General features: G+C 62.9%; 19 protein-coding genes and 1 tRNA gene. 13 read left to right on the forward strand and 7 right to left on the reverse strand.

Annotation, left to right across the window (positions count from 1 at the left end; all coding sequences use genetic code 11):
- Nucleotides 1-175 precede the first annotated feature (175 nt).
- The 3 genes from DESFRDRAFT_RS11315 (at nt 176) to DESFRDRAFT_RS11325 (ending at nt 4,556) form a co-directional block, all read left to right on the forward strand.
- Nucleotides 176-478: a hypothetical protein gene (locus DESFRDRAFT_RS11315; RefSeq protein ID WP_043794617.1), complete on the forward strand. Its 303-nt coding sequence runs from the start codon at nt 176-178 to the stop codon at nt 476-478.
- 249 nt (nt 479-727) lie between these two features.
- Nucleotides 728-4,129 (forward strand): CHAT domain-containing protein, encoded by a 3,402-nt coding sequence (locus tag DESFRDRAFT_RS11320; protein WP_005994003.1) that lies wholly within the window; start codon nt 728-730, stop codon nt 4,127-4,129.
- 1 nt (nt 4,130) lies between these two features.
- Nucleotides 4,131-4,556 (forward strand): hypothetical protein, encoded by a 426-nt coding sequence (locus tag DESFRDRAFT_RS11325; RefSeq protein WP_005994005.1) that lies wholly within the window; start codon nt 4,131-4,133, stop codon nt 4,554-4,556.
- Between the two features lie 170 nt (nt 4,557-4,726).
- On the opposite strand, the gene DESFRDRAFT_RS11330 is transcribed toward DESFRDRAFT_RS11325, so the two are convergent.
- Nucleotides 4,727-4,803, reverse strand: a tRNA-Pro gene (locus DESFRDRAFT_RS11330).
- A gap of 141 nt (nt 4,804-4,944) precedes the next feature.
- On the opposite strand from DESFRDRAFT_RS11330, the gene DESFRDRAFT_RS11335 reads away from it, so the two are divergent.
- A complete protein-coding gene (locus DESFRDRAFT_RS11335) occupies nt 4,945-6,477 on the forward strand; it encodes an SDR family oxidoreductase (RefSeq protein ID WP_005994006.1) in 1,533 nt (510 codons plus the stop codon).
- Complete coding sequence (locus DESFRDRAFT_RS11340) at nt 6,474-6,956, forward strand: GNAT family N-acetyltransferase (protein WP_005994007.1); 483 nt, start codon at nt 6,474-6,476, stop codon at nt 6,954-6,956. Before DESFRDRAFT_RS11335 ends, DESFRDRAFT_RS11340 begins: the two co-directional genes overlap by 4 nt.
- A 522-nt stretch (nt 6,957-7,478) precedes the next feature.
- Here the strand turns inward: DESFRDRAFT_RS11340 and DESFRDRAFT_RS11345 are convergent.
- A complete protein-coding gene (locus DESFRDRAFT_RS11345; protein WP_043794619.1) occupies nt 7,479-8,582 on the reverse strand; it encodes a radical SAM protein in 1,104 nt (367 codons plus the stop codon).
- Between the two features lie 90 nt (nt 8,583-8,672).
- Here DESFRDRAFT_RS11345 and DESFRDRAFT_RS11350 point away from each other — a divergent pair, with 90 nt between their 5' ends.
- The 6 genes from DESFRDRAFT_RS11350 to DESFRDRAFT_RS11375 all read left to right on the forward strand — a co-directional run bounded on the left by DESFRDRAFT_RS11350 (nt 8,673) and on the right by DESFRDRAFT_RS11375 (nt 12,802).
- Nucleotides 8,673-9,212 (forward strand): hypothetical protein, encoded by a 540-nt coding sequence (locus DESFRDRAFT_RS11350; RefSeq protein ID WP_005994009.1) that lies wholly within the window; start codon nt 8,673-8,675, stop codon nt 9,210-9,212.
- 13 nt (nt 9,213-9,225) lie between these two features.
- Entirely contained in the window at nt 9,226-9,783 is a 558-nt protein-coding gene (locus DESFRDRAFT_RS11355) for an SH3 domain-containing protein (protein WP_005994010.1), read from the forward strand.
- A 263-nt stretch (nt 9,784-10,046) separates the two neighbouring features.
- Complete coding sequence (locus tag DESFRDRAFT_RS11360) at nt 10,047-10,265, forward strand: hypothetical protein (RefSeq protein WP_005994011.1); 219 nt, start codon at nt 10,047-10,049, stop codon at nt 10,263-10,265.
- Nucleotides 10,266-10,280: 15 nt separating this feature from the next.
- On the forward strand, nt 10,281-11,111 hold the full coding sequence (locus DESFRDRAFT_RS11365) for a prolipoprotein diacylglyceryl transferase (protein WP_005994012.1): 831 nt from the start codon (nt 10,281-10,283) through the stop codon (nt 11,109-11,111).
- Nucleotides 11,112-11,595: 484 nt separating this feature from the next.
- Complete coding sequence (locus DESFRDRAFT_RS11370; protein ID WP_005994014.1) at nt 11,596-12,006, forward strand: MucR family transcriptional regulator; 411 nt, start codon at nt 11,596-11,598, stop codon at nt 12,004-12,006.
- A gap of 220 nt (nt 12,007-12,226) precedes the next feature.
- Entirely contained in the window at nt 12,227-12,802 is a 576-nt protein-coding gene (locus DESFRDRAFT_RS11375; protein WP_158306970.1) for a pentapeptide repeat-containing protein, read from the forward strand.
- Between the two features lie 54 nt (nt 12,803-12,856).
- Here DESFRDRAFT_RS11375 and DESFRDRAFT_RS11380 read toward each other — a convergent pair whose 3' ends face one another.
- Together DESFRDRAFT_RS11380 and DESFRDRAFT_RS11385 are read right to left on the reverse strand one after the other, a co-directional pair.
- The gene (locus DESFRDRAFT_RS11380; RefSeq protein WP_043794622.1) at nt 12,857-14,011 is read right to left on the reverse strand and encodes an HD domain-containing phosphohydrolase; all 1,155 of its coding nucleotides are present in this window, start codon (nt 14,009-14,011) and stop codon (nt 12,857-12,859) included.
- The gene (locus DESFRDRAFT_RS11385; protein ID WP_005994020.1) at nt 14,004-15,218 is read right to left on the reverse strand and encodes a response regulator; all 1,215 of its coding nucleotides are present in this window, start codon (nt 15,216-15,218) and stop codon (nt 14,004-14,006) included. Before DESFRDRAFT_RS11385 ends, DESFRDRAFT_RS11380 begins: the two co-directional genes overlap by 8 nt.
- A gap of 231 nt (nt 15,219-15,449) precedes the next feature.
- Here DESFRDRAFT_RS11385 and DESFRDRAFT_RS11390 point away from each other — a divergent pair, with 231 nt between their 5' ends.
- A complete protein-coding gene (locus DESFRDRAFT_RS11390) occupies nt 15,450-16,853 on the forward strand; it encodes an NAD(P)/FAD-dependent oxidoreductase (RefSeq protein ID WP_005994022.1) in 1,404 nt (467 codons plus the stop codon).
- A 509-nt stretch (nt 16,854-17,362) separates the two neighbouring features.
- Here the strand turns inward: DESFRDRAFT_RS11390 and DESFRDRAFT_RS11395 are convergent.
- The gene (locus tag DESFRDRAFT_RS11395) at nt 17,363-17,803 is read right to left on the reverse strand and encodes a hypothetical protein (RefSeq protein ID WP_005994024.1); all 441 of its coding nucleotides are present in this window, start codon (nt 17,801-17,803) and stop codon (nt 17,363-17,365) included.
- Between the two features lie 41 nt (nt 17,804-17,844).
- Nucleotides 17,845-19,218 carry an SH3 domain-containing protein gene (locus DESFRDRAFT_RS11400; RefSeq protein ID WP_005994025.1) on the reverse strand — a complete coding sequence of 458 codons (1,374 nt, stop codon included), beginning with the start codon at nt 19,216-19,218 and terminating at the stop codon, nt 17,845-17,847.
- Nucleotides 19,219-19,363: 145 nt separating this feature from the next.
- Between DESFRDRAFT_RS11400 and DESFRDRAFT_RS11405 the strand changes: the two genes are divergently transcribed.
- Nucleotides 19,364-20,116, forward strand: coding sequence for a M48 family metallopeptidase (locus tag DESFRDRAFT_RS11405; protein ID WP_005994027.1), 753 nt, complete (start codon nt 19,364-19,366; stop codon nt 20,114-20,116).
- Between the two features lie 18 nt (nt 20,117-20,134).
- On the opposite strand, the gene DESFRDRAFT_RS11410 is transcribed toward DESFRDRAFT_RS11405, so the two are convergent.
- On the reverse strand, nt 20,135-20,485 hold the full coding sequence (locus tag DESFRDRAFT_RS11410) for a hypothetical protein (protein WP_005994029.1): 351 nt from the start codon (nt 20,483-20,485) through the stop codon (nt 20,135-20,137).
- Nucleotides 20,486-20,533: the final 48 nt, after the last annotated feature.

A 20,533-nucleotide genomic window follows, 5' to 3' on the forward strand; every position in this document is an offset into this window, starting at 1 on the left:
GGGATTTTTTCCATCTCATAGCGCCGGCCGTAGGGCTGCTTATGACCCCTGACGAATCGGCTCCAGGAAGGACCCGCGACATAGCCGAGCCGGTGCACCCCTTTTCGTTCTTTGCGATGAGATCCTAAAGGAGGGAGGCGCGGAGGTGCTGGAATAAAGGAACAGGGGACTGAATATGCAGGACTACAGCTTGCCGAGAACGGGAGACACCCCATTGAAATTTCGTGGGGAATTGATCGTGGAGCAGGCCTTCACTTCAGCATTCATTCTGGAGTGCTATCTTGACAGTAATGACCAACTACAGGCTGGCGATAGCGTCATTAGGGCCACCATCGGCCTTTACCGCACCGAAGACGGAGGCTTCATCTATCATGTCCACGGACGCTATGCCCCGTCGCTTTGGCCCAAATATGCAACGGGCAGATTGGAGACGGCCAAGGAGCACAGACGGTCCCTGCGGCACCTGGAAAGGTTGTAACGTGGCGACTTGTTCACGCCCAGGTCCATGCGTTCGCCACTGGATAACGTCAGGGCTGACCGCTAGTTCGCCATCATAACCCACACAACGTGTCAGGTGCAGGCCATGACTGATACGCCTTTATCCAGGCGTTGCGCATGTCCTGCACCCGCTCGCACTGATCCTTGACCTTCACTCCCCCTCTTGCCCATTTGCCATTTTTCGAAGACCATCACATATCCAATACGCAATCACCCGGGGAGGTTCTCCATGCCGCTCGAGTTGATGATCGCAGGCCAGCACATAACCCTTCTCGCAGGTGGCAAGACCTATCCTCCCCGCCAGCTTGACGAAACCGCCGTCGCCGCACTGTCCGGATTTGCCGCAAGCTATAGCGATCTCGTTCCCAAGGAGAACAACCGGGACGGGTTGTTGGCCCTTGGCCGTAGGCTGTTCGAGTGGCTCGACGGTGATGATCGACGTTTAAGGACTTCGCTGGAGCAATACCAGCCGCCCTGTGTCCTGGAGGTTATCTGCAGCAGCCACAAGCCCAATGCGGCGGAATCGGCCGTTCTCGACGCTCCATGGGAGATACTAGCTGATGACTCCGGTTTTCTGGCTGAAAGCTTCAGTCTGGGCTTTTCGCCCGTGCGACGCGTGCAACGAGCACAAAAGCCGAACCTCGCCGACAATCTCCGCCTGGGCTTGGTGTTTATGGCCGCCTCGCCGCGTGGAGCGGATATGCTCGATTACGAAGCCGAGGAGGCCGCCATTCTCCAGGCCGTGGGAGAGCAGCGCATTGACCTTGTGGTGGAGGAAAGCGGCGAACTGGACCAACTCGGGCATAAACTTGCGGCCTTGCAGCCTATGACCGTGCTGCATCTGTCGTGTCACGGCAGCAATGAGCCGTATCCTCTGCTCGCTTTGGAAGACGAAAAAGGGGATTGCAAACCGGCCAAAGCTTCCGATTTGGCCTTGACGCTGCGAGCGACCACTCCTCGTCTGCTCTTTTTATCCGCCTGCCTGACGTCCGCCCTGCCGGGACAATCGGAAACGGGACCGGCCCAATCCCTTGCCGCCGAATTGGCTCGCGCCGGACAGCCGGCCGTCCTCGGCTGGAACGGCTCTGTCGGCGATAGTGCCGCAACTCTTTTCGCCACGGAACTCTACAAATCACTTTCCGACGGCCACCCCCTGGAAGATGCCCTCTTTGTGGCCCGGTTCCGCTTGCTTGAAAATACCGAGCTCAAGCGCAACGACTGGCATCTGGCCCGTCTGTGGGTGGGAGAGCGCGGCGGCGGCGTGTTGGTTGGCGGCACGAAGGAACGCTCGCTGCTGCCGGCAACCCACGGACACAAGGAATTGCTCGGCAAGAAGCAGGACGTGCCGGTGGCCGCGCATGAAATGTTTGTGGGCCGTCGGCGCGAGCTCAAGGAAGGCTTGCGCGTATTGGCCGGGCAGGACAATGCCGGCTTGCTGCTCTTGGGCATGGGTCGCCTGGGCAAGTCGAGTCTGGCGGCTCGATTGGCAAACCGCCGCCCGGATCTGGCGCTTGCCGTCGTGCATGGCGAATTCGGCGGTGCGTTGGCCATCTTGCAGGCCTTGGAGGAAGCATTAGGTGACAGTCCGGATGCCCGGAGAATCATCGCCTCCGCAAAAGCCACTGTGGCCCGAGAGCCCGAATCGCTGGGAGAAGTCCTGCAACAACTGCTTTGTGGCGACAACGCCCCGTGTTGCAAGGACAAGCCGGTGCTGCTGGTTCTCGACGACCTCGAACAAATTTTGGATGCGCCAGCCGACGACCTCAGCCCGCACCGGGTCAAGACAGCGTACAGCGGTATCCTGCAAGCCCTTCTGACCGCATGCAATCCGAACTTGACCAAAAGCCGTCTGCTCTTCACCAGTCGGTTCGCTTTTGGCCTGGGCGGCCTTGAAACGAAACTCCATTCCATCCAACTTGCGGCCTTTAAGACCAAGGAGCAGCACAAACTTTTGCTGCATCAGCGCAATGCCGCCACCATGGCCGAAGCCGAGGAAGCCGCCAGGGGCATCCTGGCAAAACGCGCCCTTGCCGCTTCCCGGGGCAACCCCGGCTTGCAAGATCTGCTGGTCGGCAAATTCGTGCTAAAGGCCGACGTGCCGGTCGCGAAGGCCGAAAGCGCTCTGGATCAGATGGAAGCCTACCTTGACGGCGGCAAGCTGCCCGAGCAGGAAGAGATGCGGCTCTTTTTGGAGAATCTGGCAGTGCAGACGCTGCTCGATCTGGCCGGGGATTGCGGGCGGGCGCTCCTGCGGGCGGCCATGCTCTTTAAAACGCCCGTGCCCGAAGCCATTATTGCGATCCTGGCCAAAGCGGTCGGCGGCAACGTGGGGCATCTTCGCGGCCTGGGCCTGCTGGAGCCGTATGAGGACCTTGCCAATCCGGCAGTCACAGCACTGGCGGGCAACGCCCTGGCGACCGCGCGAATTGACCCATTGCAGGAAGCAGAAGCCAGGCTCTTAGTAAAACTCGTGCTAGAACCACTTTTCCAAGCCTGGGGTAGCGAGGATCGCAACAACACGCCTGTACCCACAGACATCGAACTTTTCCGGTTGGGGCTGCTAGCGGGAAACGCTCCTATCGTGGCTGCTTGCAGTCGGGGTGCCATGGCAGGTCTCATCCACAAGGTCGGCAATCTTGCAACAGCACAAATGGGACAAGCCGCCTTGGCTTTATGCCAGGAAAAGGCCATCGAAACTCCTGTCATCCTGCTACGCCGTACCGCTCAAGCATGCTTCGCTGCTGGGCAAGTAGACAATGCTAAAGCATTACTGTCGCAACTGGAAAAACAACTGGAACACACACTGATACATGGCGAAAGAGTGTCTATATCCGACATGATGGCACCATACTTTGAATATGGCAACATCTTACTTCAACAGGGCAACCTTACAGAAGCTGAGGTTAAGTACCGTCATATGTATACCCTTGCCAATGACGCCAGCATGGACCGTGAGAAAGCTATTGCCCTGATCCAGATAACAAGCATCCTCATAGCCAGAAGGCAATACGACGAAGCACTCAACAACATTCAACATCAAGCGCTTCCAATTTTTGAGAAGCATCGTGACACAAGATCCATCGCAGCGTGCTATGGTCAAATTGCCGATATTTACGAAGCCAACAACCAGCTCAAAGATGCTATGGACATTCGCCAACAACAGCAACTACCAATCTATACTAAATTCGATGACTCTCGCGAAATATCTTTATGTCTTGGCAAGATTGCTAATATTAAAGTGGCGTTCTGCCAACTCGACGAAGCTATGAAACTGCAAATCAAACGCCTTAAAATAAATAGAAAGCTTAACGACAAAATAGGCATTTCTGCATCATTGTGGTCTATTGCCAAGATTCTCCTTGAGAAGGACCAAAAAAAAGCTGTTTTATATATTATCTCCAAGGCCTACAAAATAGCCACAGACATGGGCACAACAGATGGTATTGCCACCATTGGATATACATTAGGTGAATTACTTGTCAGAGGCGGCAAACACGAAGAAGGCATTGATGTGCTACAACGCAGTATCGCTGGATTCCGGCATCTAGGGCGAGAAGAGGAGGCTCAGAAGACCGAAGCTTTATTAGCTCAGGCTCGGAAATTCATCGCCGATATCCCCAAGGAGGACTGATATGCCCATGCTGGAATTTGCCGTCACCGGCCCGGACGCCGCCCAGGCCGCCGACGCTCTGGAAGCTATTCTGGAGAAGATATTAAGCATCCGCCCTGAACGTCGCCCAGCTCCAACAGAGAAAAAGAGCGACGAGAAGGCCCTTAACGCCGTAACGGTAGCCATCGCGACCATGATCCTGGCCATCCCACCAGCCATCCTTGCGACTGTGGACCTTGCCGAGCGTATCACCAAGCGCCCAAAGGCCGAAGAAATCATCACCCAGGCCAAACAAATCACGGTCAACGGCAACGTCTCCATCACCGTCACCATAAATGGCAGCGCCGTTCCTGTACCGCTGCAATCCCTGACAGCGGACAAACTCCTCGAACTGGTGAACAAGGCCGGTCCAGTCGCCCACAAAAAGCCAAGCCATCCCAGAAAATAATCGCCCAGCCACCCGGCAGGTTCTCCGCCCCCCGTTTTACCCGACGTTAACAACACACTTGTTCCCCAATTGTTTAGACGCAGCGCCCAAAAAGTGGGGACAGGGTGGGGACAGATTTCATTCCAACAGAAAAAGGGCTTACGGTGGTCACCGTAAGCCCTTGAAATAACTGGTCGGGATGAGAGGATTTGAACCTCCGACCCCCTGAACCCCATTCAGGTGCGCTCCCAGACTGCGCTACATCCCGACGCGAAGGAATCGGAACTTAGGAGCCATCCGCCCGTTTGTCAATCCAAAATCGCATTTTTTTCCAAATCCCCCCTCCGTGCGTTGCCGGCCCCGCCCCGGACTGCTATCCAGGGCAATGCCAGGAGAACGGACAATCGCCATGCGCCAAGCCCCCATCCTCGTCACCGGCGCCACGGGATACGTGGGCGGCCGCCTTGTGCCAAGGCTCCTCGCCGCCGGATACCGCGTACGCGCCGTCGGACGCTCCCTGGAAAAACTGCGCTGCCGCCCCTTTGCCGGCCATCCCGATCTGGAACTGGCCCAGGCCGACATCCGAGACCTGACCGCCATGCGCCAGGCCGCCATGGGCTGCCAAGCCGCCTACTACCTCGTCCATTCCATGCACCCGGCCAACAGCGACTTCGCCGCCGCCGACCGTCAGGCCGCAACCGTCATGGCCCAGGCCGCCCATGATGCCGGCATCGCCCGCATCATCTACCTCGGCGGCCTGGGCGACGCCGACGACAATCTCAGCCCGCACCTGCGTTCGCGCCATGAAGTGGCCAAAATTCTCGGCTCCGGCCCCGTACCCGTCACCCACCTGCGCGCCGCCATGATCCTCGGTTCCGGCAGCGCCTCCTTCGAGATCATGCGCTACCTCGTCGACCGCCTGCCGGTCATGATCGCCCCGCGCTGGGTGCGGGGCCGCTGCCAACCCATCGCCATCTCCGACGTGCTCGGCTACCTCATAGGCTGTATGGACGCGCCCGAAACCATCGGCCAGACCTTCGACATCGGCGGCCCGGACGTGCTCACCTATGCCGCAATCTTCCAACTCTACGCCGCCGTGGCCGGGCTGCGAAAACGCATCATCATCCCGGTGCCGGTCCTGACCCCGCGCCTTTCCACCTACTGGATGCAGCTCATAACGCCCCTGCCCCGGGCGCTTATCGTGCCGCTGGTCGAGGGGCTGCGCAACGAAGTGGTCTGCCGCGACACGCGCATCCTGGACATCCTGCCCCGAAAGCGCCTGACCTGCCGCGAGGCCATCGCCCTGGCTCTGGAAAAAATCCGCCAGAACGCGGTGGAAAGCACCTGCGCCGACGCCGGCTATGCCGCACCGCCCGAATGGACGGCCTGCGGCGACGCCCCCTATGCCGGCGGCACGGTGCACGAATGCGGCTGGCGGGCCGTCATCGCCGCACCGCCGCAAGACGTCTGGCGGGCCGTGGCCCGCATCGGCGGCGATACGGGCTGGTATTGGGGAAATTTCCTGTGGCGGCTGCGGGGTTTTCTCGACCAGCTGGTCGGCGGCGTGGGACTGCGGCGGGTGACCATCCGGCGCGACGGACCCAGGGTGGGCGACGCCCTGGATTTCTGGCGCGTCGTGGCCGTAACGCCCGAAAAACGGCTCCAGCTTTTGGCCGAGATGCGCACCCCGGGCGAAGCCCTGCTGGAATTTCGCCTGCGCCCGGCCGGCGACGGGGCCACGGAACTGGTCGTGCACTCCAAATTCCTGCCCCGGGGCCTCGCCGGACTGGCGTACTGGTATGCGCTGCTCGTGCCGCACAATCTGGTTTTCGCCGGGCTGTTGCGCGGCATTGCCGCCTCGCTCGGGGCGCGGCTCCTCACCCCGCCCCGACGCTTCACACCGCACCTGCCGGCCGCCTGCCGTCTGGGCACACGACAATGAGCCTGGACGCCATCGCCATCCGGCCGGCGCTGCCCGGGGACGCGCCCCGGCTGTCCCGTATCTTCGCCACGGCCATCGAAGCCAAAGCCCGGGACAGCTACGGCCCGCACGAACGCGCGGCCTGGGCGGCCCGGGGAACACCGGCCAAATTCGCGTCCATGCTGGCCGACTCCCGAAACAGCCTGCTCGTGGCCGCCATGCCGTCCGGCATCGTGGGCGTCGGCAGCCTGACCGGCAGCGAAGTGAGCCTGCTCTACGCCGCGCCGGAAGCCGCGCCGGGAACAGGGGGAAAACTGCTGGCCGCCGTGGAAGAGCTCGCCCGCGCTTCGGGCCTCACCGGCCTGACCCTGACCGCCTCGCGCAACGCCCTCTCCTTCTACCTGCGCCACGGCTACGCCATCGTAAGCCCGGCCCGGCGCGATCTCGGCAACGGCATCTCCCTGGTCGTGTGCCTGATGGCCAAGGCCCTCGGCGCCTGACTCCCCACGATTTCTGGAACCGTTCCACGGCTTGTGGCGCCCCGGTCCAGCTTCCCTGGAACGCGTGGACACGGACGGCCCCTGGCAGACCCCGTTTTGCGCGAAATTCCGGCCTGTTGACAGGGCCACCCTTCGTTTCGAACGACAGGGTGACACAGGCATGGCGGATGCATGGCCCCAAAAGACCTTTGCATCACGCCAAGTCGCCAAACGGCAAGGAGACGGGCGCGCCCAAGTCAGCCGCCATGCGCACCCCTCCCGGACACAGTTCCCGCCGATGCATAGAAGGCCGTTTCCTTACCCCGAGGGAAACGGCCTTCGCCTTTTTTATTGCGCAGTAAAAGAGAGGACTGTGCGAGAGGGGAAACCCTTTTGCAAAGGGTTCTCCCCTCTCGCGCTCTCCCCTTCCTAAACTTTATAACCATGCTGCCATGTTACAACAACATGCCAGCATCATTAAAAGTCTTTGGAAGGGGGTCCGGGGGAAACCTTTCTCCAGAAAGGTTTCCCCCGGCTCTTCCCTCAACCGATCGGTTGGAAATCGGGCGTGCGTTCGACCGGAACCATGCCGGCGGAGGTGATGGCGTGGCGCAATTGGGCCAGGGTCATGCCCTTGGGGCTGTCCGCGCCGGCGGCATGGCCGATGCGCTCCTCCACGATGGTGCCGTCGAAATCGTCGGCTCCGGCCCAAAGCGCCATCTGGGCCGCCTTGATGCCGAGCATGGCCCAGTAGGCCTTGAGGTGCGGGATATTGTCCAGGAAAAGCCGGGACAGGGCGATCAGCCGCAGCACGGTCACGCCGTCCGGGCCCTTGGCCCCGAGCCTGTTGTTGGCCGGCTGGTAGGCCAGGGGAATGAAGCAGGCGAAACCGTGGGTCAGGTCCTGCAAGTCGCGCAGGGCCGAGAGATGGGCCACCCGGTCGGACCAGCTCTCGATGTGGCCGAACAGCATGGTGGCGTTGGTGGGCAATCCCATGCCGTGGGCCGTGGCGTGCACCTGCAGCCAGCGCTCGCCGGAAATCTTCTCCGGGCACAGCTTCTCGCGCAGCGACGGGGCAAAAACCTCCGCCCCGCCACCGGGCAGCATCATGAGCCCCGCTTCCTTGAGCGTGGAAAGGATCTCGAATTCCGAGACGCCCATGGTGTCGGCCAGATGGGCCACTTCCACGGCGGTAAACGCCTTGATGCCCGCGTCCGGCCGGACCCGGGAAATGGCCCGCAGCATGTCCACATAATAGGAAAGCGGCAGGTCGGGGTTGAGCCCGCCGACCACGTGAATCTCCCGGATCGGCGCGTTCTCGCGGGCGGCAAGCTCCGCCACGATGTCGTCCACGGACAGCGTGCGCGCCCCGGCCGCGCCCTTGACCTTGAAAAAGGCGCAGAACCGGCAGGCGTTGACGCACACGTTGGTGAAATTGATGTGCACGTTGTGGACGTAGTAGGCGTTCTTGCCGTGCCGGGCGATGCGGGCTTCCATGGCGGCGGCGCACAGGTCGTGCAACGGCGCGGCCAGGGCCAGCACCAGCGCGTCGTCAGGGGTCAGGCGCTCGCCGGACCGGGCTTTTTCCAGGATCACGGCCGGCTCGCCGGCGACCTTTGCGGGGATAAGCGGTATCATTGCATTCATTGCTGTGGCGCGGTAGAAATTAAGGGTTGGCAAACCCTGTACCCCTTTTCCCCGCCGCCCGCCAGGGCGGAAAACAACCGGAGGCCGGCCATGCCGCAAGCCAGAATCTGCGCCCTTCTCACCCTTCTGCTGGCGCTCGGGACAGGCCCGGCATTCGCGGCGGACAACACCGCCCAGTCGCTGACCAGGTTTTTCAAGGGCACCACCCGCTCCCTGCCCTCGCCGGACATCGACTTCCATATCACCGCCGGCTATGCCGTGCTGCGCACCGGCAAACCCGACAGCTCCGGCCGCTACGCCATGACCTCCATCAACGTGGCCCGCGTCGCCCCGGACATCTACCGCCTGGACCTGGAGCTGGAAAAGCCCCTGCCCCGCGATATACCCACGTTCGAGCAGCCCTATTTCTTCACCGAAAAACGGACCTATTATTTCTGGTACCAAAACGGTAAGCGCATCATTTTCAAGGTCGGCGACAAGAAGGTCACCCTGCCCCTCGGACGCAAGGAGCTGCTGCGGGTGAACATCCATTCCACGGACACCTACACGCTGGACCGGGAAACCATGCTCAAAAACCTGACCTTCGACGACGGCACGGCCACCATCCATCTGCAACTGAAATTCAAATAACCAAGGATATCCCATGGACCAGACCGTGACGCCCGAGCTGACGGCCCTGCTCACCACCCTGCGCGACGCCGGCGGCATCCGGGTCCTGGTGGAGACCGGCACCGGCCGGGGCGACCTCTCCTTCGCCGCCGGGGACATCTTCGACACCGTCATCACCTTCGAATCCGACAAGGCCCTCTACGACGCCGCCCATGAGCGTTTAAGCGGCCGCAAGGGACTCTTGCCCTTGACCGGCGACACCCGGGAGCTTTTACCCCAGCTCATGGACCGCCTCGCCGGTCCGGCCGCCTTCTGGCTCGGCTCCCACCTCTCCATGCGCCAGGGCGGCGAGATCCCGCTTCTGGCCGAAATCGCGGCCGTCACCGCCGCGCCCATGGACCATGTCATCTGCATCCCCGGGGCCGACATCCTCATGTCCGACCGGCACCGCCCGACCGGCTGGCCCACCCCGGTGGAAATCATTGCGCTGCTCGGCCAGGGCGCTGCCCGCAAGGTGGAACTCCGCGACACCAGCCTCATCGCCGTCCCCGACGCCAACACCAAACTTTGGGGCGCATTGTTTTCCGAGTAGTGAGGAAGAGCTGGGGGGAACTTTTCTGTAGAAAAGTTCCCCCCAGACCCCCTTCCAAAGACTTTTCATAAAATAATTTTGATGCGGTACACGCCATATTTTGAAAACTTTAGGAAAGGGAGCGCGCGAGAGGGGGCTACTGCCCTTTTTAAAGGGTTTCCCCTCTCGCATTATCTTCTCCTCTCTTCCCTCTTCGCCCCCATTGCGCCGTGGCCGGGCAGGGCGTACAGGGGCCGCATACTTCCTTGCCGGAGGATCCTCGCATGAAGCTGGTATTGACCTTGACCTGCGCCCTGTGCCTGACGCTTACCGGCGCGCTTTTCGCCTTTGGCCGCGTCACGCCCGGCGAATCCTACGCCGCCTATGCCGACGCCGTCCAAAACGCCACCTCGTGCGAACTGTCCTCGTGCGGCTGCCTCGGCATGAAATGCTCCTGCTTCGAATGCGGCAGCGGCTGCGGTTGCGGCGGCGGCAGTAAATAATTCTTTTTTGTCGTCATGGGCGGACTGCTGGCCTTCGTGTTGTCCCGGGCCACGGGGATCGACGCTTTCGCCATACTCCAGGCAGGGTATCTGTTTTTATCCCTGGCCGGGATGGCCGTGGTGTTTTTCTTCACCCGGCGCGAGTTGTCGGCTGACCCGGCGCGCGGGCGTTATCTGCTTATTTTCCTGGCGAGCCTCCCGGTGGGGCTGGCCGGGGCGCGGCTGATCCCCATCATCCAGGACGCTTTTACGGCCGGCCGGCTGACGTTCGGCATCATCACCCGGGGCGGACTGGTATTTTACGGCGGCGCGTTGGCGCTGCTTCTGGCCATGCGCCTGGGCTGCCGGCTTTGCCGCCTGTCCCCCTGGCCCCTCGTCGACGCCGTCTGCCGCTACGCGCCCCTGGGCCATGCTTTCGGCCGGCTGGGCTGTTTTTTCGGCGGCTGCTGCTTCGGCGCGGTGACCAACGGCCCGCTGGGGGTCCGTTTTCCGGCCGGCTCTCCGGCCTATCTCCAGCACAAAGCCGACGGTATCCTGCCGCCCGGAGCGGTCGCCTCGCTGCCGGTGCATCCGTCCCAACTCTACGAGGCCGTGGGCGACCTGGCGCTGTTCGCCATCCTGCTCGCCGTGTCCAAGCGGCCGGGGGGGCTGCCTCCGGGCCGGGCCGCCACGCTCTATCTGCTCGGCTACGCGGTCCTGCGCTTCTGCCTGGAATTCTGGCGCGGCGATGCCATACGCGGCATCTATTACGGCTTGGCCACCTCCCAATACGTGGCGCTGGCCGTAGCGGCCGGAGCGGTATTCGTGCTGTTGCGCACCAGGGTTCGACCGCAAAATCACCCTTAAAGGGAACGTATTTCCCGAGCCGTTCTGACGTTTCAGTACAAAATCACGTCTTCACCCCGGCGCCTCTATGCAAGAGCGTGCTTTTGCTGTATCCGTGCCACCGTGCACCAAGGCTGTCCCCCGCCAAAACATACCGGAAAAATCCGCGACTGCATCCGAGGCTGCCCGTCCGCCTGGGCGGGGTGAAGGGACACATCACGCGCAGTCCGGCCGCGGACTCGCGCCGGCCGTGCCCGACCGGGGCCCGGATTTCCTGACCTCGCCGTTTCGGCCGCATGCAGCACGCGTCGGGCCGCCGTATTGCGTTTATTGTATCGAGGCAGGGGAAAGGAGTGAGACGGCGCGAAATGATTGTCCAAACCAAGGACTGCCTCAGCACGGCGCCATATGATTCCTGTGACTTTGTCTCTTAATTTTCAAATTCAGTTGCAATCATGCGTTGCCTCACTTATATGTGTTGAAAGCCATCTATCAGGAGCGAGAAATGGAAGACTATTTGAAAGCCGCCTTGGAGATCGTCAAGGCCCAGGCCTCAGTTCGGACCATGACCGATGACGAAATCACCTCCATGTTGAAAAATGTAGCCGCCGGCATTCAAGCCGCCGCCGAAGCCGAAACCGCCCCGGCGGAAGCCGTTACGCCGGCCATCGATCCGGCCAAGGCCGTCAAGGAAAGCAGCGTCGTCTGTCTGGAATGCGGCAAGTCCTTCAAGGTGCTCACCAAGAAGCACCTTGCCGCCCACGGGCTTACTCCGGAAGAATACCGGGCGAAATACGGCTACAAGAAGGGCGCTCCCCTGGCGGCCAAGTCCCTGCAACGGGAACGCCGCAAGAAGATGAAGGACATGCGCCTCTGGGAGCGTCGGCGCAAGCCCGCCGCCGCCACCACCGAGTAGCCGGCCAGCTGCCGCCCAGTCCGCTTCGAGAAAATCATTTCCGGCCGGTCCTCCCTGGACCGGCCGGGACGTTTGCCAGCCCGCCAAGGCAGGCGCGCGCCACACCCCGTTTCTTTACGATCGCCTTTTCCTGAAAGACACGCGTCGTTGACCGCGCTACGTGAGCAATATTCTCAACAGATTAAGATCAAAAAATATTTTTTAATATGCCATGAAAAGCATGCTCGGCAGCACCGGTCTCCATGAAGACAAGCTCTTCAGCAATCTTGAAATCGATAACGATTCCCTTGACGGCATTGAATTTTTTAGCTGCAAATTTATAAAATCCTCATTCCAGTACGCATCGTTCTCCAACTGTTTGTTTGAAGATTGCTTATTCGAGCAATGCAATCTGTCCTTGGCCGACATCGCCCAATCAAAGTTTGTCGAGACAGAATTCGATAAATCAAAACTCACCGGGATCAATTGGAGCCAGGCAAAAGGCATTTTCTCCGTGCATTTCAATGCCTGCCTCCTCAACGACAACATATTCACAGGCATGAAGCTCGCGAAATTCATCTTTAAAGACTGCGACCTGCATGACGCGCTCTTCACGGATACGAACTTGAAGCATGCCCTATTTTCCAACTGCGACCTGCAAGGATGCCAGTTCGAAAATAGCGATTTGAGTTTCTCGGACTTCTCGACCTCCAAAAACTACTTCATCGACGCCAAACGCAACAAGCTGTACAAAACGAAATTCTCACTTCCGGAGGCGGCCTCCCTCCTGAAGAACTTCAATATAATCCTCACCTAGACTGTTCGAACCCGCTCCATGCGCTTGTCGGGAGCGGGCTTCGGGAAGACGTCGCTACTCGTCCGACGGGATGATGACCTTGACCGGATCGGTAACGCTCTCGTAGCGGGCCAGCTTGGAAATGTGGGCCAGGGCCACGCTTGAAAGCGCGTAGCCCTTGGGCAGGACTTTGAGCGTTTGCCCACCCCGCATCACGAACATGTCCTCGGCCAGAATCATGTTGTCGCGCAGGCTCTTGACCGGCATCGGCACGATGACGAGGTTGCTCTCCTCGCCCAGCACCTCGCCAAACGCCGCCACCACATCCGGATCGTAGACCCCCGCCGCCTGCTTGAGCGCCTTGTAGGCCTCGGCCTTGGCCTGGCCGGCGGTCAGGAGCCGGTCGAATTCGAGCAGCACCCGAAGGATGCGCGCCCCCATCGGGATGTCCTTGCCCCGCACGGCATCGCCCGGAAAGCCGCCGCCGTCGAAATTCTTCTCCTGATAGGCGATGGCCTTGGCCACGCCGCCCATGCGCGGGATATTGGCCACGAGCCTGGACGCCACCTCGACATGCTGCCGGTAGATCGCCGCCTCCTCGGCCGAAAGCGCCCGCCCCCGCTCCACCCGGGTAATAAGCGCGTCCGGCAGGGTGATGTAGCCCATCAGGCACAACATGGCCGCCGCCTCGGTCTGCCAGGGGCTCGGATCGCCGCACAGCCTGGACAGCGGCCGCACGTACGGCGCGATCCGCGACACCCGGCCGTAGACCTCGGGACGCAACAGCGACAGCACTTCCGAAAGCATCTTGAGGCTGCCGCGAAGCGTGCCCTCCAAAAGCTCCCGCTCGGCCATGACCAGCCGGTACTGTTCCACGGCGGCGGTCAGGACCCCGGTCAGGTAACTGGTCTCGCACGGCTTGGTCAGAAACCGAAAGATGTTGCCCTCGTTGACCGCCGCGATGGCCGCCTCGAGGTCGGCGTAGCCGGTCAGCATCACCCGCACCGTTTCCGGACGCATCTCGCGCACCTTGGACAGCACCGCGATGCCGTCCATGCCCGGCATGCGCAAGTCGGAAACCACCACCGCATACGCCGGATTGTCCTTGACCTTGGCCAACCCCGCCTCGGGTCCCACCGCCGTGTCGACCTCGAAGGCGCCATGCAGGTTGCGGCGAAACCCGGCCAGAATCCGCTCGTCGTCGTCGATGAAAAGCACCCGCTTATTCACCGCCCCCTCCTTGCAACACATCCCGACACGCCTCGCGCCACGCATCCGCTCGCCCGCCATACCCCAGAGCCTCGAGAGCGGCCGTATCCAGGGGATGGGGCGCATAGGAACCGTGTATGACCACCAGCTCGTGGTCCAGGGCATTGGCGGCATGGACCATCGGCACGGCCAGCGGCGGCCCGTCCCCGAAAGTCCCCGGCCGATGATGCCCGGCCACGCCGAAGGCCACCGCCTCCTCGAAACCCCACAGCCCGAGCAGATACGCCCCCACGGCGGCATGGGAGACGGCAAGGAGCTCTTCCTCGGCATCAAAGGGCGTGACGTTTCGCGTCCTCGTGGCCGCCAGCACCTCGCGGTACTCGGCCTCGAAAAGCTCGGCCAGCATCAGCTTGCCCACGTCGTGGACCATGCCGGCCATGAAACAGGCGTCCTTTTCCACCTTGTCCGCGCCCTCGAGGGACGCCAAAACCTTGGCCATCCTGGCCACGCGCAGGCTGTGGTCCCAAAGCCGCCCCAGGCCGAAGCCCGGATAGCGATCGGCGTCGAAACGGGAAAAAAGTCCGTGGGCCAGCACCAAGGCCCGGATCGTTTCGAGCCCGAGCAGGGTCACCGCCTGCCGGGTGGAGGACACCCGCTGGGGCATGCCGAAAAACGAGGAATTGACGAGCCGCAAAAGCCCCGTGGCCATGCCGACGTCGCGGCCGAGGATATCGCCTATGGTGTTGACCGAAGCGTTGGGCGAACGCAGCTCCTCGGTCAGCTCGGCGAAAATCGACGGCAGCACCGGCAAGGCCTCCACGCGGGCGACGGCGTCGCGCACCCGATCGTCGGTGAAAATCCCGGCCAGACGCAACACCCGCTCGATGGCGGCGGTCAGTTCCCGCGGCGAACAGGGTTTGCTCAGGAACTGATGGGCCGGCTTGACCGAGCGAAAAATGAAGTCGCGGTCGGAATGCCCGGACAGGATCAGTCGCACCGTGCCCGGCCAGCGCCGCCGCACCGCTTCCAGAAATTCCGGCCCGTCCATGCCCGGCATGCGCACGTCGGAAACCACCACATCCACCGGGGTCGTCTCCAAAAGCGCAAGCGCCTGCGCGCCGCCCTCGGCGAAATGCATGTCCCAGACTTCACGCTTGTCCCACAGCATCCGCCGCAGCCCGCCAAGCAGCTGCGGCTCGTCGTCAACGAAAAGAATGCTTCGGCGCATCAGTCGGCCTCCCGAAAAGGCGGCCCCGCCGGCCGTACGTCCCGAAAGCCGGGCTCGGGCGCTCCTCATGGTAGCCGATCGCGAAAAAAAGAAAAAGGATCTTGCCGCGCCGACGGGTCGATCGTCCCCGGCCGCGCTCCCGGAAAAAGCCGCGCCTTGCCACAAGGCCCGCCCGGCTGTAGGCAGAAGCTATATCTCCCGCCCCCCGGGGCGGCGCCACAAGGACCCGCCGTGACAAACGATCCCCAAAAAAAACATGACGTCATCATCGTCGGCGGCGGCCCGGCCGGGCTTTTCGCCGCCCACTACCTGTCCCAAAACGCCGACCTGTCGGTCCTGCTCCTGGAAAAAGGCAAACCCGCCGGCAAACGCCGTTGCCCCATGCACGGCAGCAACGACTGCCGCAAATGCGCGCCCTGCAACATCCTCTCCGGCATCGGCGGGGCCGGGCTTTTCTCCGACGGCAAGCTCAACTTCATTCCCAAGCTCGGCAAAACCGACCTCACCCAGTTCATGCCCCTGTCCGAGGCCACGGCGCTGATCAAGGAAACCGAGAGCCTCTTCGCCAACCTCGGCATGGACGGCCCCGTCTATCCGACCGATATGGAAAAGGCCCGCCAGATCCGCAAAGACGCCCGCAAACTCGGCATCGAACTGCTGCTGATCCGCCAGAAACACCTCGGCAGCGACCACCTGCCCGGCCATATGGCCGCCATGTCCAAACGCCTCGCCGACCAGGGCGTCATCATCCGCACCGGCGAGGAAGCCCGCGACGTCATCGTCGAAAACGGCCGCGTGGCCGGCGTCGCCACCACCAAGGGCGAATACCGCGCCCCGGCCGTCATCCTCGCCCCCGGCCGCGTCGGCGCGGAATGGATGGGCGCGCTGGCCCGCCGCCATGGCCTCCCCTACAGCCAGCGCGGCATCGAAGTGGGCGTGCGCGTCGAGGTGCACAACGAAATCCTCTCCGACATCACCGACGTCATCTACGACCCCACCTTCTTCGTGCGCACCCGCAAATACGACGACCAGACCCGCACCTTCTGCACCAACCAGGGCGGCTACGTGGCCCTGGAAAACTACCAGGACTTCGTGTGCGTCAACGGCCACGCCTACATGGACGCCAAATCCGACAGCGCCAATTTCGCCTTCCTCTCCAAAGTCGTCCTCACCGACCCCGTCTCCGACAACCAGGCCTACGGCGAAGCCATCGGACGCCTCGCCACCATGATCGGCGGCGGCAACCCCATCCTCCAACGCTTCGGCGACCTGAAACGCGGCCAGCGCAGCACCTGGAGCCGCATCCGCAAAGGCTCCGTCGAACCGACGCTCACCTCCGTCACCTGCGGCGATATCGCCATGGCCCTGCCCGAACGCATCATGACCAACATCATCGACGGCCTGGAACAATTAAACGCCGTGGTGCCGGGCGTCGCCAACGACGAAACCCTGCTCTACGCCCCGGAAATCAAATTCTTCGCCACCCAGATCGATACCACCCAGGACCTCGAAACCGCCGTGGCCGGCATGTACGTGGCCGGCGACGGACCGGGCGTGGCCGGCAACATCGTCTCCGCCGCCGCGACCGGACTCATCCCGGCCAAGGCCATCCTGCGGAAGCTGGCAAGCAGTTAAGGCTGGGGCTCCGCCCCAGACCCCGGCAGAGGCTCCGCCTCTGCACTCCGCCGGGGGGCCACGGCCCCCCGGTCCCCCCTTCTCGGCTTTGGTCGGGCGGAGGGTTCGTTGGCTGGCGGGAGGGCGGAGGGTGGAGAAGATGGCGGCGGAATTTGTCGGGACGGTGCATGTCGCTTCGCGACAAGCTCGTCCCAAGCAAATTCCGCCGCCACCACGCCGTCGCCCCAAAGGGGCGACATTCAGAAACAATTGGGTCTTCTTAAAATGCGGCGCTTCGCCGCTGGCGCGGTTGTTGCCGCAATCGTGTCCGGCGTCGAGGCGCGAAGCGCCTCGTGTCGCCGGGCCGATTGCGGCAACAAAACAGAGGACGTCCCGCCGTCTCCCCCATGACCTTCCACCATCCCGACCCGGAAAAGGGAGGTCCGGAGGGCATAAGCCCTCCGGCGGGGTTCGGGGCAGAGCCCCGCTCCTACTCCTGTCCTACTATTTCCTACTCCTGCCCTGCGCCGCTACCGCAGGCGGCTGTAGCTGCTGCTGACGGGCGTATCGTCGGCGAGGCGCACCCATATGGCGGCGGCGACGCCCCAGACGGCATTGGCGACGATGACGACGATGGGGGTGAGCATGCCGAGTTCCAGGCCCCAGAGGCCCTTATTGAGCATATTGGGGAAGACGATGAGCAGCTGGAAAAGCGTTGGGGCGATACTGACGATGACGCCGCGCCAGAAGATGGACCCGGGCATCCAGCGGGGGGTCAAAAGCAGCCCCCACACGCCGCCCCAGACGAGTCTCGGATAGAGCCAGGGCAGGGTCCACTGGGGGGCCAGGGCGACGTTGATGCTGGCGAACAGGCCGTAGCTCCCGGCCAGATAGAGAAAAATGCTGTTGGCGAGGCCTCCCACGAGGCCACCGGCGAAGCAGACGCTCACCCAGGAAAAAAAATTGCGCATCCTCTCTCTTCCCTCCTCGCTTGGATGCCGGGTGCGGCGGTTTAGTAGGGGCTGACCAGGACTGACAGGGACCGCACACGGTTGAGCAGGATATGGGTCGGTCCCACGGCCGGCACTTCCTCGCCGGCGCGCAGTGTGGTGACGACGGCGCGCCCGATGACGAGCCGGCCGTCGCGGCCCGTTTCACTGAACGTATGGAGTCCCCACATGTCGTGGAACACCACGGGATGTCCTTTGTACTCGCCGACATAGACGAGAATGTGACCTTTGAGCCAAACCAGGCTGGCGAAGGGAACGCCGTGACTGAGGATGGTCGCCTCTTTCTGGGCGTTGTCCATGTCGCCGAGGGGGATGGCGCCGCCGTAGGCGGCCTGGCTGGCGGAGTTTCGCGGCAGGTAGATGCCGAAAGGCACGAAGAGATCGTGGGTGAGGGCCGAGCAGTCACGTTTGCCGTCGATGCCGCCCCAGCCGTAGATTTTGCCCATGAACTGGTTGCCGACGGCGGCGACGTTTCGCGGCGTCATGGGCATGGGCATGGGCACGGCGGCCGTGGCCGGCAGGCGCACGCGCGCGATCTCGGCCTGGCCCGAGCCGCCCCGTCGCGGCACGAGCACGGTGACGCTCGAGGCGTCGGGCGGTCCGGCAAGGGGAAATATCGCGCCCACGTCGGCGGTGATGCCGGCTTCGGGAAGCGAGGTCTGGTCCTTGACCACGGCCGCGAGGCGCGGCGTGGAGAACCGGGCGATCGTGGCCTCGTCGACGTAGGCCACGTCCGTGGCCGGCAGCCAGCCGAAGGTCAGGGCGGATTCGGCCAGGACCCAGGAGCCGTCGCGGCTGGCGTGGGTGACGAGGATGGGGGTACCCGGCGGCAGGGCGGTATGTTGCAGGTAGTCGAAGGGGTAGCCTTCGCCGGGCAGGCTCGGATCGGCGAAGCGCGGAGCCTTCGTGGGCATACCGCGCAGGTTGGTGTTTTTGACGGTCAGCGCCTTGCGCATGACGTTGGGGTAGGAGCCGAGTCCGGCGAGGCTGTGCAGCGACGCGGCGAATGCCGGGCCGTTCGGCTGGTTGTTCGAACCGAAGCCCGGGGACTTTTCGAAGCGGCGGAAGATCGTCTCCACGGCCCGGCGCGAGTATTCCGGCCGGCCCAGGTTCCAGGGCGTGAGCCAGATTTGCAGAAAGCTTTCCATGCGCAGCCCGGCCTGTTCCCTGGGATAAAGGGGGCGGTCGGCGGTATTGGGCCGCAGGTAGGCGTTTAGGTCCTGAGGAAGAACGCGCAGGTCCTGGACTTCGCCCTTGCCGGTCGGTGGAGCCGGCGTGGGGACAAGCGGCGCCCGCGGGGCTTTGGCGCAGCCCCAAACGAGAAGCAGGAAGACGCAAAGCGCGGCGAAACGCAACCGCCGTGACATGGACTGCATGGCGCAAGGCCCCCTTCCCCAACTTGACGGCCGAGGCGGCCGCCGACTATCCGGCTGGGCGGGAGGGTAGACGTTGGCGCACGCGAAGACAAGCACGAAAGGACGGCAAGGATGAAAGGTTGTGGCTTCGAGGCAGCCTAAAGGCATGGACGCGGCCGAAACCGCGCGTCTGCTCGCCGCCCGGCTGCCGGAAACGGTGCCCGTTTCGGTGCGGGTAAGCGCCCGGGCCAGGGGCATCGTTTTGCGCATGCTGCCGGGCAAGGGGCTCGAGGTGGTGGCTCCGGCCGGGGTCGGGGCGGGGCTGTTGCTCCAGGCGGTGGAGGCCAGGCGCGACTGGATCGACCGGATTTCGCGCAAGATGGCGGCCGAGGGCGGGCTTCCGGGCCAGGGGCCGGTCGTGCCGCGCCCGTCCATGCTCGTGCTGACGGCCTTTTCGCGGCAGTGGAAGCTTTCGTATCTGGCCCGGGAGATGGCAGGCTGCCTGGTTTCGAACTGGCGTCCGACCGAACTCATGGTGTCCGGGGCGGTTTCAGACCCGGCGGCGGTGTCCGAGGCGCTGACGGCGTTTAGCCGTCGCCGGGCCGGCGAGCTGTTGCGGCGGGAGCTGGCCCGCGTATCCGAGGAGATCGGGCTCGGCTACAGCGCCGTGAGCATCCGGGCCCAGCGCACCCGATGGGGGAGCTGCACGGCCAAAGGGCGCATCAGCCTCAACTACACCATCGCCTTTTTGCCGCCGGAGCTGTGCCGGCTGGTGCTGATCCACGAGCTGTGCCACACCGTCGAGCTCAACCATTCGGCGCGGTTCTGGGATCTCGTGGAGAAATTCGTTCCGGGCTGCCGGGCCATGGACGCGCGGCTCAACAGCGCCCGCCACTATCTGCCGCTGTGGCTGCCGTAAGGAGTTGGAGCGCCCGGGTCAGGGCTGCTCCAGCGTGATCTCGTCGAGCTTTTCGCCGGAAAAATAAAACACGGAAATCGGCTCCTCCACCCCGCGCACGACGACCAGCCGGCCGAGCGGACCGTCGCCGGCCAGTTCCAGGAGCGCCTCGGACACCGCCGCCCCGTCCTCGGCCGAACACTCCTCGCAGGCCACCTCGAACCGCAGCGATTCCGGCCCAGGCGTCACTTCCAGCCGGGCGACGTCCATACCGGCCACCGCCCCTGCCAGCACTTCCCCGGCCTCGGACTCGATTTCCCCGACCCGTTCGAAGGAATATTCCTCGGGATAGCGTATTTCGCCGAGCAGACGACAGGGCGCATCCTGCATACCGCCTCCGCTTGTTGACTTTTCAACAAAATACCATGCCCGCAAACC

It is taken from the genome of Solidesulfovibrio fructosivorans JJ] (genome assembly GCF_000179555.1).
Taxonomy (GTDB): Bacteria; Desulfobacterota; Desulfovibrionia; order Desulfovibrionales; family Desulfovibrionaceae; genus Solidesulfovibrio; species Solidesulfovibrio fructosivorans.